13 protein-coding genes are annotated in these 14,153 nt (G+C 61.9%); 9 read left to right on the plus strand and 4 right to left on the minus strand.

The window, feature by feature from the left end; translation table 11 throughout:
* Positions 1-20: 20 nt before the first annotated feature.
* The 3 genes from QBK88_RS01050 to QBK88_RS01060 form a co-directional block, all read right to left on the minus strand.
* The gene (locus QBK88_RS01050) at positions 21-260 is read right to left on the minus strand and encodes a hypothetical protein (RefSeq protein ID WP_277960556.1); all 240 of its coding nucleotides are present in this window, start codon (positions 258-260) and stop codon (positions 21-23) included.
* A 156-nt stretch (positions 261-416) separates the two neighbouring features.
* A complete protein-coding gene (gene metK / locus QBK88_RS01055) occupies positions 417-1,607 on the minus strand; it encodes a methionine adenosyltransferase (protein ID WP_277960557.1) in 1,191 nt (396 codons plus the stop codon).
* Between the two features lie 18 nt (positions 1,608-1,625).
* Complete coding sequence (locus tag QBK88_RS01060; RefSeq protein ID WP_277960558.1) at positions 1,626-2,621, minus strand: metalloregulator ArsR/SmtB family transcription factor; 996 nt, start codon at positions 2,619-2,621, stop codon at positions 1,626-1,628.
* Between the two features lie 260 nt (positions 2,622-2,881).
* On the opposite strand from QBK88_RS01060, the gene tkt reads away from it, so the two are divergent.
* The 7 genes from tkt (at position 2,882) to QBK88_RS01095 (ending at position 10,406) form a co-directional block, all read left to right on the plus strand.
* Entirely contained in the window at positions 2,882-4,879 is a 1,998-nt protein-coding gene (gene tkt / locus QBK88_RS01065; RefSeq protein ID WP_277960559.1) for a transketolase, read from the plus strand.
* Between the two features lie 165 nt (positions 4,880-5,044).
* Positions 5,045-6,103 carry an erythrose-4-phosphate dehydrogenase gene (gene epd, locus QBK88_RS01070; RefSeq protein ID WP_277960560.1) on the plus strand — a complete coding sequence of 353 codons (1,059 nt, stop codon included), beginning with the start codon at positions 5,045-5,047 and terminating at the stop codon, positions 6,101-6,103.
* A 12-nt stretch (positions 6,104-6,115) separates the two neighbouring features.
* Positions 6,116-7,279 (plus strand): phosphoglycerate kinase, encoded by a 1,164-nt coding sequence (locus QBK88_RS01075; protein ID WP_277960561.1) that lies wholly within the window; start codon positions 6,116-6,118, stop codon positions 7,277-7,279.
* Between the two features lie 32 nt (positions 7,280-7,311).
* A complete protein-coding gene (locus QBK88_RS01080; protein WP_277960562.1) occupies positions 7,312-7,536 on the plus strand; it encodes a hypothetical protein in 225 nt (74 codons plus the stop codon).
* A gap of 96 nt (positions 7,537-7,632) precedes the next feature.
* Positions 7,633-7,956 (plus strand): MliC family protein, encoded by a 324-nt coding sequence (locus QBK88_RS01085; protein WP_277960563.1) that lies wholly within the window; start codon positions 7,633-7,635, stop codon positions 7,954-7,956.
* Positions 7,957-8,059: 103 nt separating this feature from the next.
* The gene (gene fba, locus QBK88_RS01090) at positions 8,060-9,124 is read left to right on the plus strand and encodes a class II fructose-bisphosphate aldolase (protein ID WP_158152915.1); all 1,065 of its coding nucleotides are present in this window, start codon (positions 8,060-8,062) and stop codon (positions 9,122-9,124) included.
* A 157-nt stretch (positions 9,125-9,281) separates the two neighbouring features.
* Positions 9,282-10,406 carry a hypothetical protein gene (locus QBK88_RS01095; protein ID WP_277960564.1) on the plus strand — a complete coding sequence of 375 codons (1,125 nt, stop codon included), beginning with the start codon at positions 9,282-9,284 and terminating at the stop codon, positions 10,404-10,406.
* Positions 10,407-10,476: 70 nt separating this feature from the next.
* Here the strand turns inward: QBK88_RS01095 and QBK88_RS01100 are convergent, their stop codons facing one another.
* Positions 10,477-11,148, minus strand: coding sequence for a polysaccharide lyase family 7 protein (locus QBK88_RS01100; protein WP_277960565.1), 672 nt, complete (start codon positions 11,146-11,148; stop codon positions 10,477-10,479).
* A gap of 335 nt (positions 11,149-11,483) precedes the next feature.
* Between QBK88_RS01100 and QBK88_RS01105 the strand changes: the two genes are divergently transcribed.
* The gene (locus QBK88_RS01105; RefSeq protein WP_277960566.1) at positions 11,484-13,604 is read left to right on the plus strand and encodes an EAL domain-containing protein; all 2,121 of its coding nucleotides are present in this window, start codon (positions 11,484-11,486) and stop codon (positions 13,602-13,604) included.
* A 48-nt stretch (positions 13,605-13,652) separates the two neighbouring features.
* Entirely contained in the window at positions 13,653-14,147 is a 495-nt protein-coding gene (locus QBK88_RS01110) for a M48 family metallopeptidase (protein WP_277960567.1), read from the plus strand.
* Positions 14,148-14,153 lie beyond the last annotated feature (6 nt).

The raw sequence follows: 14,153 nt of genomic DNA on the forward strand, positions 1-14,153 counted from the left end.
GTTACCGCATGTTGCTCAACTCAGCGCTGGTTGGGCGTGTCGTGCTGGGCGCGGGTGGAGTGAACCAGCGGCTTGTGCGGCGGGGCCTTCTTGACCACGACCTTCTTGTGCACCGGTTGTGGTGCCTTGTGCTTCTGTTGCTGGCTGTGAGTGTCGTGACTGTCGGGGGAATTGGCCATGGTTGCCATGTTGGCGGCCTGGGCATTGATGGCAAACAGGCCCAGCAGGGCAGCGGCGGGGGCGAACAGCGAAATGCGCATCGGAACCTCAAAAGTCTGGAAATAAAAGCGACCCGCTCAGCGAGGGGCGGGCATAGGAACGAAAAAGCCCCGGCCAGTTTCCTGGCCGAGGCTTTTTATTTTGTAAGCTGCAAGCTACAAAACTGAGTGCCGTCCGTTGTTGCTTGCAGCTTCCCTTTACAGGCCGGCAGCAACGCGCAGTGCGTCAGCGCGGTCGGTGCGCTCCCACGTGAAAGTGGTGAAGGTGTCTTCGCCCACGGTCACTTGTTCCGGGGTGCGGCCGAAGTGGCCGTAGGCCGCGGTACGCTGGTACATCGGGTGCAGCAGGTCGAGCATGGTGGTGATTGCGTACGGACGCAGGTCGAAGTGCTCGCGGACCAGCTTGACGATCTTGTCGTCGCTGATCTTGCCGGTGCCGAAGGTGTTGATCGAGATCGAGGTGGGTTGGGCCACGCCGATGGCGTAGGACACCTGGATCTCGCAACGGTCGGCCAGGCCGGCGGCGACGATGTTCTTGGCCACGTAGCGACCGGCATAGGCTGCCGAACGGTCAACCTTGGACGGGTCCTTGCCGGAGAAGGCGCCGCCGCCGTGACGGGCCATGCCGCCGTAGCTGTCGACGATGATCTTGCGGCCGGTCAGGCCGCAGTCGCCCACCGGGCCACCGATGATGAAGTTGCCGGTAGGGTTGATGTGGAACTGGGTGCCCTTGTGCAGCAGTTCGGCCGGGATCACCTTCTTGACGATTTCTTCCATCACGCCTTCACGCAGGTCGGCGTAGGAAACGTCCGGGTTGTGCTGGGTCGACAGCACGATGGCGTCGATGCCCACCACGCGGCCGCCTTCGTACTGGCAGGTGACCTGCGACTTGGCGTCCGGGCGCAGCCATGGCAGTGTGCCGGCCTTGCGTGCTTCGGCCTGGCGCTCTACCAGACGGTGCGAGAAGCAGATCGGCGCTGGCATCAGCACGTCGGTTTCGTTGCTGGCATAGCCGAACATCAGGCCTTGGTCGCCAGCACCCTGGTCTTCAGGTTTGCTGCGGTCGACGCCCTGGGCGATGTCCACCGACTGCTTGCCGATGATGTTCATCACCGCGCAGGTGGCGCCGTCAAAACCCACATCGGAGCTGTTGTAGCCGATGTCGACGATGACCTTGCGCACGATGTCTTCCAGGTCGACCCAAGCCGAAGTGGTCACTTCGCCGGCGATGATGGCCACGCCGGTTTTCACCAGGGTTTCGCACGCCACGCGGGCAAACTTGTCTTGCGCAATGATGGCGTCCAGGACCGCATCAGAGATCTGGTCGGCGATTTTGTCCGGATGCCCTTCAGACACGGACTCGGAGGTGAAAAGGGAGTATTCGCTCATCTCGACGGTTTCCTAAATTTACCGATGGTGAGTGTCGCCAGCCGGTCGCTGAAAGTGGCGGACCTGGATCTGGAAACCATTACGTAAGCCCACATACAGGCTTTCCCCGGGAACGAGTCCCGCAGCGGTGGCCCAACGGGCCAGGTCTTCCTGTTCAAAACCCAACCAGAGATCACCGCAGGCCTCCCTGGCCCAACTCTGGTTGTGACTGCACAACTCGGTCACCAGCAGGCTGCCGCCGGGGATCACCCGGGCGGCCAGCCGTTCGAGGGCCATGGCCGGGTCGGGGAAGTGGTGCAGCACCATGTTCAGCACCACGCAGTGGGCCTGTACATGGCTGTCGCCCAAGGCATCGGCCAGGGTCAACTGGACATTGCCCAGTTGGTCGCGCTGGCAGAGCTGGCGGGCCAGTTCAAGCATTTCGGCGCTGTTGTCCAGCGCGGTGACCCGGGCAAAGCGCCGGGCCAGATCCGGCAGAAAGGCGCCGTCACCGGGGCCTATCTCCAGGGCGCTGGCCTGCTCGCCGAAGCTGAGCTTGTCCAGCAGCGCCAGGACGCTGTCGCGGTATTGCGCCAACCCGGCGATCAGGTCCTGCTGTGCACGGAATTTCTCTTCCATGCGCGAGAAAAAATCTTCGCTGGCTGCCGCCCGCTGGCGCTGTACCAGGGCCATGCGGGCCCGCACGTCGACGGGCAGGGCAAGGTCGTCGGCTTCATCGAACAGCGCCGCGTGCAGGCGTCCACCAGGGGCCTCGGCGGCGGGCAGGGCGCGCCGGTAGAAGATCGCATTGCCCTCGCGCCGGGTCGCTACCAGGCCTGCCTGGGCCAGCACCTTGAGGTGGTGGCTCATGCCCGACTGGCCGATGGCGAAGATCTGCGCCAGCTCCAGCACGCCGAAAGAGTCGCTCGCCAGTGCCCGCAATACATTCAGGCGCAAGGCATCGCCACCGGCCTTGCACAGGGTGGCAAGGGCGTCGTGGTGCTCAGGGCGGATCTCGGGTGCGGGCAAGTTCATAGGTTCGGCAGTCTAGTCAGCGAAAACCAGCACCGCAAGGGCAATATCAAAAAGTTTTGATATTGCACGATGGGTGGAGCCGAATGGGGCGAATAGTGGTCCATTGCAGGAAGACGTTGCAGGCAGACTGACAATTACCTCCCCGACGGGCAGGAAAAACGCTGCCCTTTGACTATCTGTCATTGCCCAGAGGCGTGACGTGGGGGAAAATGCCGGTCTTTTCAAAATCCGTACTTTTTATAAAGCCCAGGAGATAAGCGATGCCCAGCCGTCGTGAGCGTGCCAACGCCATTCGTGCCCTCAGCATGGATGCCGTGCAAAAAGCCAACAGCGGCCATCCCGGTGCCCCGATGGGCATGGCGGATATCGCCGAAGTGCTTTGGCGTGATTTCTTGAAGCACAACCCGACCAACCCGTCGTTCGCCAACCGTGACCGGTTCGTGATGTCCAACGGTCACGGTTCGATGCTGATCTACTCGCTGCTGCACCTGACCGGTTACGACCTGTCGATCGACGATCTGAAGAACTTCCGCCAATTGCACAGCCGCACCCCAGGCCACCCGGAATACGGCTACACCCCAGGTGTCGAGACCACCACCGGCCCGCTGGGCCAGGGCGTGGCAAACGCCGTGGGCTTCGCCATCGCCGAAAAGACCCTGGCGGCCCAGTTCAACCGCCCAGGCCATAACGTTGTGGACCACCACACCTACGTGTTCCTGGGTGATGGCTGCATGATGGAAGGCATTTCCCACGAAGCGGCTTCGCTGGCCGGTACACTGGGCCTGGGCAAGCTGATCGCTTTCTACGACGACAACGGCATCTCCATCGACGGCGAAGTCGAGGGCTGGTTCACCGACGACACGCCAAAGCGTTTCGAAGCGTACCACTGGCAGGTGATCCGCAATGTCGACGGCCATGACGCCGACGAGATCAAGACCGCCATCGAGACCGCCCGCAAGAGCGACCGCCCGACCCTGATCTGCTGCAAGACCACCATCGGTTTCGGCTCGCCGAACAAGCAGGGCAAGGAAGAGTCCCACGGTTCGGCCCTGGGCGCTGAAGAAGTGGCCCTGACCCGCGCCGCGCTGAAGTGGAACCATGGCGCCTTCGAAATCCCGGCCGACATTTACGCCGAATGGGACGCCAAGGAAAATGGCCGCGCGCTGGAAGCCGAGTGGGACCAGCGTTTCGCTGCCTACTCGGCCGCCCACCCGGAGCTGGCCAACGAGTTCATCCGCCGCATGGCCGGTGAACTGCCAGCCGACTTCGCGCAAAAGGCCGACGCCTGGATCGCCGAAGTGGTCGCCAAGGGTGAAACCATTGCCAGCCGCAAGGCCAGCCAGAACGCCCTGAACGCCTTCGGCCCGCTGCTGCCTGAGCTGCTGGGCGGCTCGGCTGACCTGGCCAGCTCCAACCTGACCTTCTGGAAAGGCAGCCAGAGCATCAGCGCCGAAGCCCCGGGTGGCAACTACCTGCACTACGGCGTTCGCGAGTTCGGCATGAGCGCCATCATGAACGGTATCGCCCTGCACGGTGGTTTCGTGCCCTACGGCGCCACGTTCCTGATCTTCATGGAATACGCCCGCAATGCCGTGCGCATGTCGGCACTGATGAAGAAGCGCGTGGTATACGTGTTCACCCACGACTCCATCGGCCTGGGCGAAGACGGCCCGACTCACCAGCCGATCGAGCAACTGGCCAGCCTGCGCTGCACGCCGAACCTGGACACCTGGCGCCCAGCCGACGCCGTTGAATCCGCCGTGGCCTGGAAGCACGCCATCCAGCGCAACGATGGCCCTTCGGCCCTGGTCTTCTCCCGTCAGAACCTGCAGCACCAGCCCCGTGATGCCGCGCAACTGGCCGACATCGAGCGTGGTGGCTACGTGCTGAAGGATTGCGACGGTGAGCCGGAACTGATCCTGATCGCCACCGGTTCCGAAGTGGGCCTGGCCATCAACGCCCAGGCCAAGCTGGCCGAGCAGGGCCGCAAGGTGCGTGTGGTTTCCATGCCGTGCACCAGCGTGTTCGAAGCCCAGGACGCCAGCTACAAGCAGGCCGTGCTGCCGCTGGAAGTGGGTGCGCGCATCGCTATCGAAGCGGCGCACGCGGACTACTGGTACAAGTACGTGGGCCTGGAAGGCCGCGTCATCGGCATGACTACCTTCGGCGAGTCGGGCCCTGCGGCTGAGCTGTTCGAAGAGTTCGGCTTCACCGTCGACAACATCGTCGGTACGGCTGAGGAACTGCTGGAAGACTGATGTACCGCCTGCCCTTCGGGGCAGGCACCGCATGCCTGGTTTGTGTGGGAGCGGGCTTGCCAGCGAGCTTTGAGTGCATCAGAAGCTCGCTGGCAAGCCCGCTCCCACACAAGCATGGGCATGTTGAGCAGCAAGGTTTGACCCATTGTTTTCAGTGAGCACCTCATGCCCCAGCCGCGTCCCTATAAAGTTGCACTCAATGGCTACGGCCGCATTGGCCGCTGCGTCATGCGCGCGCTTTACGAACGCGGCGCCGAAGCGGGCGTCGAGGTGGTCGCCATCAATGACCTGGCCGACATGGCCAGCCTCGAATACCTGACACGCTTTGACTCCACCCATGGCCGCTTTCCTGGCCAGGTGCGCAGCGAAGGCGATTGTCTGATGATCAATGGCGACTGCGTGAAAGTACTGCGCAGCGCTACCCCCGAGGGCATCGACTGGGCGGCGCTTGGCGTCGACCTGGTATTGGAGTGTTCCGGGGCCTGGCATACCCGTGCCGACGGCGAGCGCTTTATCGACGCCGGCGCGCCGCGGGTGCTGTTCTCCCAGCCCATGGCCAGCGAGACCGATGTCGACGCCACTGTGGTGTTCGGCATCAACCAGCAGGTATTGACCGGTACCGAGACGCTGGTGTCCAACGCTTCCTGCACCACCAACTGCAGCGTGCCGTTGCTGCGGTTGCTGGATGAGGCCTTGGGCCTGGAGTACATCTCGATCACCACCATCCATTCAGCCATGAATGACCAACCGGTGATCGATGCCTACCATGCCGAAGACCTGCGCCGTACCCGCTCGGCCTTCCAGTCGATCATCCCGGTGTCCACCGGGCTGGCGCGGGGAATCGAGCGGTTGCTGCCGGAACTCGGTGGCCGTATCCAGGCCAAAGCAGTGCGCGTGCCGACCGTGAACGTGTCCTGCCTGGACATCACCCTGCAAGTGAAACGCGACACCGACGCCCGGGAGGTCAACCGTATCCTCCATGACGCCGCGCTCAGCGGGCCACTCAAGGGGCTGGTGGCCTACACGGAACTGCCGCACGCCAGCTGTGACTTCAACCACGACCCGCATTCGGCCATCGTCGATGCCAGCCAGACCCGTGTATCAGGCCCGCGCCTGGTCAATATCCTGGCCTGGTTCGACAACGAGTGGGGTTTTGCCAACCGCATGCTCGACGTGGCAGAGCACTTTCTGTACGTCGTGAACCAACAATCAAAACAGGCTTGAAGGACTGAACACATGACTGTGTTGAAGATGACCGACCTCGATCTGCAGGGTAAGCGCGTGCTGATCCGCGAAGACCTCAACGTCCCCGTGAAGGACGGTGTGGTCACCAGCGATGCGCGTATCCTGGCCTCGCTGCCGACCATCAGACTGGCCCTGGAGAAAGGCGCCGCCGTGATGGTCTGCTCACACCTGGGCCGCCCGACCGAAGGCGAGTTTTCCGCCGAGAACAGCCTCAAGCCCGTTGCTGATTACTTGAGCAAGGCGCTGGGCCGTGACGTGCCGCTGGTGGCCGACTACCTGGACGGTGTCCAGGTGAACGCTGGTGACCTGGTGCTGTTCGAGAACGTGCGCTTCAACAAGGGCGAGAAGAAAAACGCCGATGAGCTGGCACACAAGTACGCCGCTTTGTGCGACGTGTTCGTGATGGACGCCTTCGGCACCGCCCACCGTGCCGAGGGTTCCACCCATGGCGTGGCCAAGTTCGCCAAAGTCGCCGCGGCGGGCCCGCTGCTGGCCGCCGAGCTGGATGCACTGGGCAAGGCCCTGGGCGCGCCGGCCAAGCCGATGGCTGCCATCGTTGCCGGCTCCAAGGTCTCCACCAAGCTGGACGTGCTCAACAGCCTCAGCCAGATCTGCGACCAACTGATCGTCGGTGGCGGCATCGCCAACACCTTCCTGGCGGCTGCCGGGCACCCGGTCGGCAAGTCGCTGTACGAGCCGGACCTGCTGGACACCGCCCGTGAAATCGCCGCCAAGGTCAGCGTGCCGCTGCCGGTGGACGTGGTGGTCGCCAAGCATTTCGCCGAAACCGCCGAAGCCACCGTCAAGTTGATCAGCGAAGTGGCCGATGACGACATGATCCTCGATATCGGGCCGAAAACCGCTGAACAGTTCGCCCAGTTGCTGAAGTCCTCCAAGACCATTCTGTGGAACGGTCCGGTTGGCGTGTTCGAGTTCGACCAGTTCGGCAACGGCACCAAGGTGCTGGCCAAGGCCATCGCCGAAAGCCCGGCGTTCTCCATCGCCGGCGGCGGTGACACCCTGGCTGCCATCGACAAGTATGGCGTTGGCCAGGATATTTCCTACATTTCCACCGGTGGTGGTGCCTTCCTCGAGTTCGTCGAGGGCAAGGTACTGCCAGCCGTCGAGATGCTGGAGCAGCGGGCCAAAGGCTGATCCTCATGTACAGGTGGAAAGGAAGCGTCCAGATGACCAAGGCATTGCCGTTGTTGCTGTTGGCCACCGCGCTGGCGGGCTGTGCCCACAAGGCAGGCACCGCCCCGGCCCAGCCCGACCACGTGCCGGGCAAGGGCGGTTGTTACCAGTCCGACTGGCAGGCCGAGACGGCGCCGGTCATCAACAAGCGCCTGGGCCCGGATGGCCTCGAAAAGTACGACACCGAGCGCCAGGCTCCGGGGCAGGGTTGCCCTTGAGTCGACCGCTGGTCGGAACAACCGGCGGGCTTTTCAGTCCGATGGAATTGAACGGCAGGCCATGGCCTGCCGTTGCGCTGCGATCGAGGAAGTAAAATGAAAGGCTTTGTGGCCATGATGGCGTTTGCAGTGCTGGGTGGTTGTGCAAGTTTCAACCAGGCCCCGGCGCCCGCTGACTGGGCCCACTGGACCTGCGACAGCCAGGCGACCGTCGATTGGCGCTACCTGGATGCCAGCAAGAACAGCGTGGAAGTGAAGCTTGGTGGCAGTGCGCAGGTGTATCACCTGAAGGCTGAACCAGGTGCGTCGGGCGAGCTGTACAGTGATGGCGTGCTCGCGTTCCACAGTAAAGGTAACGAAGGCCTGGTGTACTGGGTCGCGACCAACGATTTGATTGGCCGGGCCTGCAAGGCCCAGTGATGAGCAGGGCCGGGCCCATGCCCGGCCTACACTACTTGAATGGCAGCCGCCGCTACGGCAGGCTTGCACGATTAACGACCCTCGACCGGGAGAGAGACTCACAATGGCACTCATTAGCATGCGCCAGATGCTGGACCACGCCGCTGAATTCGGCTACGGCGTTCCAGCCTTCAACGTCAACAACCTTGAACAGATGCGCGCCATCATGGAAGCCGCTGACAAGACTGACTCCCCGGTAATCGTCCAGGCGTCCGCGGGCGCCCGCAAATACGCTGGCGCACCTTTCCTGCGCCACCTGATCCTGGCGGCGATCGAAGAGTTTCCGCACATTCCGGTGTGCATGCACCAGGATCACGGCACCAGCCCTGACGTGTGCCAGCGCTCCATCCAGCTGGGCTTCAGCTCGGTGATGATGGACGGCTCCCTGGGCGTCGACGGCAAGACCCCGACCGACTATGACTACAACGTGCGCGTGACCCAGCAGACCGTGGCCATGGCCCACGCCTGTGGTGTGTCGGTGGAAGGCGAGCTGGGCTGCCTGGGTTCGCTGGAAACCGGCATGGCCGGCGAAGAAGACGGTATCGGTGCCGAAGGCCAACTGGACCACAGCCAGATGCTGACCGACCCTGAGGAAGCCGCTGACTTCGTCAAGCTGACCCAGGTCGACGCCCTGGCTATCGCCATCGGCACCAGCCACGGCGCTTACAAGTTCACCAAGCCGCCTACCGGCGACGTGCTGGCCATCGACCGCATCAAGGAAATCCACAAGCGCATCCCCAACACCCACTTGGTGATGCACGGTTCTTCCTCGGTACCGCAAGAGTGGCTGGCGATCATCAACCAGTACGGCGGCGACATCAAGGAAACCTACGGCGTGCCGGTCGAAGAGATCGTCGAGGGCATCAAGCACGGCGTGCGCAAGGTCAACATCGACACCGACCTGCGCCTGGCGTCCACCGGCGCCATGCGTCGTCTGATGGCCACCAACCCGAGCGAGTTCGACCCGCGCAAGTTCTTCGGTGAAACCGTGAAGGCCATGCGTGACGTGTGTATCGCCCGCTACGAAGCTTTCGGCACCGCCGGCAACGCTTCGAAGATCAAGCCGATCTCCCTGGAAGCGATGTTCCAGCGTTACGCCAAGGGCGAGTTGGCTGCCAAGGTCAACTGAGTTTCCTGCTTCGGACAAAACCGCTCTTCGCAGAGCGGTTTTTTTTTGCAAGCGGCATGGAAGTCCTTGTCCGCCGGGAACAACTTGAATATTAACCCGATCATTTGCCCACCCTATATTCGCCGGTAGAAACCAACCCGATATAAAGGACGGCAACATGAACATTGATGTGACTGCGGATGCCTCGGTCAATCCGCTGGATATTTCGGTGGACGGAACAATCCTGCCCTATGTGCCTGCTTGCGATAGTTTTGATATCGACGCAGGTGCGCCTGCTCCGATCGAGGATGCGCCTCTGTTCGGCGAAGAGCCGATAACCCCCGAAGAGCCCGGCTGTGAAAGTGGTGACGACGATGGGGGTGGCATGGAAATCATGGCGGGTTATTGCCCGAACGGGAGCTGGTCAGGCGGTATATGCAAGGCCTACAACAATGTCCGCGAGGACTGGATGCGGCGCTACAGTGGCGCGCGTTCCCTTAGGATTCAGGATTGCATCCTGCCTGGCACGCACAATTCGGCCTTCGACAAGGAGGCGCCTTCCACGCCGTCCAGCGAAACCTGCCAGGATGTATCGCCGCTCAAGCAACTTCGCGCCGGCATTCGGGTTCTGGACCTGAGGGTACAGTTCTTCTCTGGCTATTCGGCTGGGGACCCGCGCCGGTTCTCGATTTTCCATAGCACCACCTCCGGGCGGACCGTCGCCAATGACATCCTGGGCGCTCTCAACCAGTTCAGGGCGACGCCGGGGTACGACACGTCCAGGGAAATCGTCATTCTGGATTTCCATGAATTCAGGAACTTCACCGACGCGGCCCATGTGGAACTCGCCAACCTGATCAAGTCAAGGCTGGGTCAAGACCGGATTCTGCCAACTTCCATGGCCGCCAAGACGATTGGCGAGATCTGGAGCAGTTCCTCTGCCAATACCGTGATCGCCTACAACGACCGCCGTCGCGACGCCTTGTTCTGGGCTGGGGTGAATCAACGCTGGATTGGCAAAAACACGCCAACCAACAATCAGCTTCGTGACTTCATCAAAAAGGTGGGGAACGAGAAGAAGGGGGCGTGGGAGCTACGATCGGTTCAGGCGGCCAAATACGCCTTGCCCATGTTTGTACCCAATGACCGGTCCGGTGATCTCATGAGCTGGTTCAGTTCCAGCGGTAGCCAGCCTATCTTGAGCCACTACATTATCAATACTGACTGGTCGCTGCGTCAGCGGCTGGTCGACAATTGCATCCATGGCAATTCGTTGCGCGCCAAATACCTTTCTTATCTCTGATAGTTGAACCAGCCGCGAATAAACCGCAGCGGGGGCGGTTTATTCGCGGTGCGCCGGGGGTGAGGGGCCGTCAGTCTGACGTATGAGCGATGGCGAGCTTGTAAAAGGTCACCGTGCCGCCTTCGCTGGTATCGCCGGTGTTGTCCTGGGTATACACCCCTGCCTTGAAGTACAGCTGCGACGCCTTCCAGGTGGCGCTGATCTGGTCCACCCACTGGTAGCCCGCGGAGTCGACGCTGAGTGCGCCACCCGGGCTCAGGTGAATCAGGTAGTTGAACTGCTGGCCCAGCGGCACGCCGGTGGCCACCTGAATCACCGTGGGCTCATCGTCATCCAGGTGGTAGCGCACCTTGGCGACTATGTTGCCGGTCTGGGTCTTGGTCTTGTACTGGTACTCGACCTTGAGCAGCGGCTGGTTGCTGCCGTACACGTGGATCTGGCCAATCACCACCTTGCCCGACGAGGGCACCTGGTCGACGCTGAGCGTTGCGCGCAGGGTATTGTCGGCGGCGCCGTACAGCCAGTTGCGCACCGAGCCGTCGGCATTGGCCTCGCGCAGTTCGCAGCGGGGGTAGATGGCGCTTTCGGTCACGGTGCCGGTGACGGGTGCCCAGAAGAACAGGGTGCCGGTGTCGGAATGGAAATACTTGTCCTTGAAGCCGGACACCAGAGTTGGGGTGCTGATGGTCTGGGCCGGTGTGCCTTCCGGGACACTCAGCATCCAGGTCGATAGGTCGATCATGATAATAGCCTTCCATTTTATCGCGGCGGTCGACTGCCGAGAAACCAACCCGGCCGCTTCAGCTCGGGATTGAGAGGGCGCTCTTTATAGAGTCTTGAAAATAGTTTGTTAATGATGGCTAGTCGACAACTTGGCGCCAACCTTACGTCGAATTCCCTGCAGCCCTTTATTTACAGGGGCTGCGGGAACTTACCGTTAGTCGGGTAAGTCTGTATTGGCAAGGTACTGGCACGTCCGCTGCTCCCGCTCTCTTGGATCCTTGTCTAGAGTAAGGAGCAATCTGTATCCGGTTTATGCCTGAACGCCGGTGCCAAACGTCTCGATGAGAAGCATGCATGGAATGCGCGCAATCCCAGCCTAACGACGGCGGCTCGACGCTGCTGGTCGTTGATGATTATCCGGAAAACCTGATCAGCATGCGGGCTTTGCTCGAGCGTCAGGACTGGAAGGTGGTGACGGCGGCATCCGGGGTGGAAGCCTTGAGCATGTTGCTGGAGCACGAAGTCGACCTGGTCCTGCTCGATGTGCAGATGCCAGGCATGGACGGGTTCGAGGTGGCGCGCCTGATGCGTGGCAGCCAGCGCACGCGTTTGACCCCGATCATCTTCCTTACCGCCAACGAACAGAACCAGGCCTCCGTGCTCAAGGGCTACGCCAATGGTGCGGTCGACTACCTGTTCAAGCCTTTCGACCCGCAGATACTGCGCCCCAAGGTCCAGGCCCTGCTGGAGCAGCAGCGTAACCGCCGAGACCTGCAGCGCCTGAGCCGCGACCTGGAAACAGCCCGCGCCTTCAATGCCTCGGTGCTGGAAAACGCAGCCGAAGGTATTCTGGTCATCGATGAGAAAGGCCGGATCAGTTTTGCCAACCCAGCCATCTCCCGATTGCTCAACGCTTCGGTGGCTGAACTGACGGGGGCTGACCTGCTCAAGTTTGTCGCCAAGCCCGCCGTCGCCCAATGGCAGGATTCGGAGTTTTACCGCGCTTACACCAACCGCGAGACCTTTCGGGTTCACGATGCCGTGCTGTGCACGGTATCCGGCCAGCAGCTGCCGGCGGCCCTGTCCTGCGCACCGCTGCCCGGCGAGCAGCACGCCATGGTCGTCACGGTGCTGGACATGTCCGTGGTGCGCAACCTGCACCAGCAACTCGAATACCAGGCAGTGACCGACCCGCTGACCGGCCTGCTCAACCGTCGTGGTTTCTACCAGACCGTGGAAAGCGCCCTGGTGCGCAACGAGCGCTCGGACAAATCCCAGGCGTTGCTCTACCTGGACCTGGATGGGTTCAAGCGCATCAACGATATCCATGGCCATGACGCCGGCGACCGGGTGTTGCGGTGGGTAGCCGAGCAGCTCAAGGATTGCCTGCGCTCTTACGACATCGTGGCGCGCATGGGCGGTGATGAATTCACAGCGTTGCTCGACACCCTGGAATACCCGGAGCAGGCGGCCAAGGTCGCGGAGAAGCTGATTGATCGGGTTTCCATGTGCCAACAGGTCGATGGCCTGGACGTGACCCTGGGTGTCAGCATCGGCATTGCCACCTACCCTGAATGCGGCTCCAATCTGGACAGCCTGCTGCGCGCCGCCGACATCGCCATGTATGCGGCCAAACAGGCTGGGCGCCAGCAATACCGTTATTACGACCAGGACATGAACGGCCGCGCGCGTTCGCGCCTGATGCTGGAAGACAGTGTCAGCAGCGCCATCGAAAAGAAAGACTTCACTCTGGTCTATCAGCCCCAGGTGGCCATTGCCGATGGCCGCCTGCGCGGTTTCGAGGCCCTGTTGCGCTGGCGTCACCCCAGTGTTGGCGACGTGCCGCCCGGCCTGTTCATTCCCTTGCTGGAAGAAGCCCGCTTGATCAGCCGTCTCACCAGCTGGATCTACCAGCAGGGCGCCGCCCAGCGCCACGCCTGGCGGGACAGCTTCGACGACCAGCTTATTCTGAGCATCAGCCTGAGCAACGCCCAGTTTGCCATGCCCAACCTTGTGCCGGAGCTGCAGCGCGCCATTGCCATGAATGGCCTGCAGGCCCAGCAACTGGAAGTGGAAGTGGTGGAAACCTCGCTGATGCATAACCAGGAGGAGGCGCTGCGCCAGTTGCACGAACTGCACAACCTGGGCGTGCGGGTGGCACTGGACGATTTCGGCACGGGTCACTGTTCGCTCAAGCTGCTGCGCGACTTGCCCATCGATACCCTCAAGCTCGACCGCCACCTGGTGGCACGCCTGCCCGAGTCCAGCCGCGACGCGGCGCTGGCGCGCAATGTCATCGAGCTGTGCCAGGACTTCGACATCACCGTGATTGCCGAAGGGGTCGAAACCCGCGAGCAATATCAGTGGCTGCAAGCCAATGGCTGCGAGCTGGCCCAGGGCTTCATCGTTGCCAAGCCACTGACGTCCGAGGATGCCACCGGCTTCCCCGGGTACTTCGATTGGGCATCAGTGTAGCCACGCAATTGGGTACACTGGTGACCGATCTCACTGTGCAGCGCCACCATGACTCCGCTCAAATACCTCCAGGCCTACCCCGCGCACCTGCAAGAGCAGGTGCGCAAGTTGCTGGCTGAAGGCCGCCTGGGCGACTACCTGCAGCAGCGCTACCCCGGCCGGCATGACGTGCAGAGCGACAAGGCGCTGTACAGCTACGCGCTGGAGCTCAAGCAGGAGCACTTGCGCAATGCGCCGAACCTGGACAAGGTACTTTATGACAACCGCCTGGACCTGACCCATCGGGCTCTGGGGCTGCATACTGCTGTGTCACGGGTGCAGGGCGGTAAGCTCAAGGCCAAGAAGGAGATACGCATTGCCTCGTTGTTCAAGGAGGCCGCGCCGCAATTTCTGCGGATGATCGTGGTGCACGAGCTGGCACACTTCAAGGAATCCGATCACAACAAGGCGTTCTACAAGCTCTGCGAACATATGCAGCCGGGTTACCATCAACTGGAATTCGACCTGCGCATTTACCTGACCTGGCGCGACCTGCCGCAATGACCGACC

Origin of the sequence: Pseudomonas sp. RIT-To-2 (assembly GCF_029623465.1) — a bacterium.
Classification (GTDB): Bacteria; Pseudomonadota; Gammaproteobacteria; order Pseudomonadales; family Pseudomonadaceae; genus Aquipseudomonas; species Aquipseudomonas silvicola.

Bases quoted from the DNA above. Each gene is read 5' to 3' on its own strand.
- epd (WP_277960560.1), top strand. From the start codon at position 5,045: ATGCCCCAGCCGCGTCCCTATAAAGTTGCACTCAATGGCTACGGCCGC.
- tkt (WP_277960559.1), top strand. From the start codon at position 2,882: ATGCCCAGCCGTCGTGAGCGTGCCAACGCCATTCGTGCCCTCAGCATG.
- metK (WP_277960557.1), bottom strand. From the start codon at position 1,607: ATGAGCGAATACTCCCTTTTCACCTCCGAGTCCGTGTCTGAAGGGCAT.
- QBK88_RS01050 (WP_277960556.1), bottom strand. From the start codon at position 260: ATGCGCATTTCGCTGTTCGCCCCCGCCGCTGCCCTGCTGGGCCTGTTT.
- QBK88_RS01105 (WP_277960566.1), top strand. From the start codon at position 11,484: ATGGAATGCGCGCAATCCCAGCCTAACGACGGCGGCTCGACGCTGCTG.
- QBK88_RS01100 (WP_277960565.1), bottom strand. From the start codon at position 11,148: ATGATCGACCTATCGACCTGGATGCTGAGTGTCCCGGAAGGCACACCG.
- QBK88_RS01060 (WP_277960558.1), bottom strand. From the start codon at position 2,621: ATGAACTTGCCCGCACCCGAGATCCGCCCTGAGCACCACGACGCCCTT.
- QBK88_RS01085 (WP_277960563.1), top strand. From the start codon at position 7,633: ATGAAAGGCTTTGTGGCCATGATGGCGTTTGCAGTGCTGGGTGGTTGT.
- QBK88_RS01095 (WP_277960564.1), top strand. From the start codon at position 9,282: ATGAACATTGATGTGACTGCGGATGCCTCGGTCAATCCGCTGGATATT.
- QBK88_RS01110 (WP_277960567.1), top strand. From the start codon at position 13,653: ATGACTCCGCTCAAATACCTCCAGGCCTACCCCGCGCACCTGCAAGAG.
- fba (WP_158152915.1), top strand. From the start codon at position 8,060: ATGGCACTCATTAGCATGCGCCAGATGCTGGACCACGCCGCTGAATTC.
- QBK88_RS01080 (WP_277960562.1), top strand. From the start codon at position 7,312: ATGACCAAGGCATTGCCGTTGTTGCTGTTGGCCACCGCGCTGGCGGGC.
- QBK88_RS01075 (WP_277960561.1), top strand. From the start codon at position 6,116: ATGACTGTGTTGAAGATGACCGACCTCGATCTGCAGGGTAAGCGCGTG.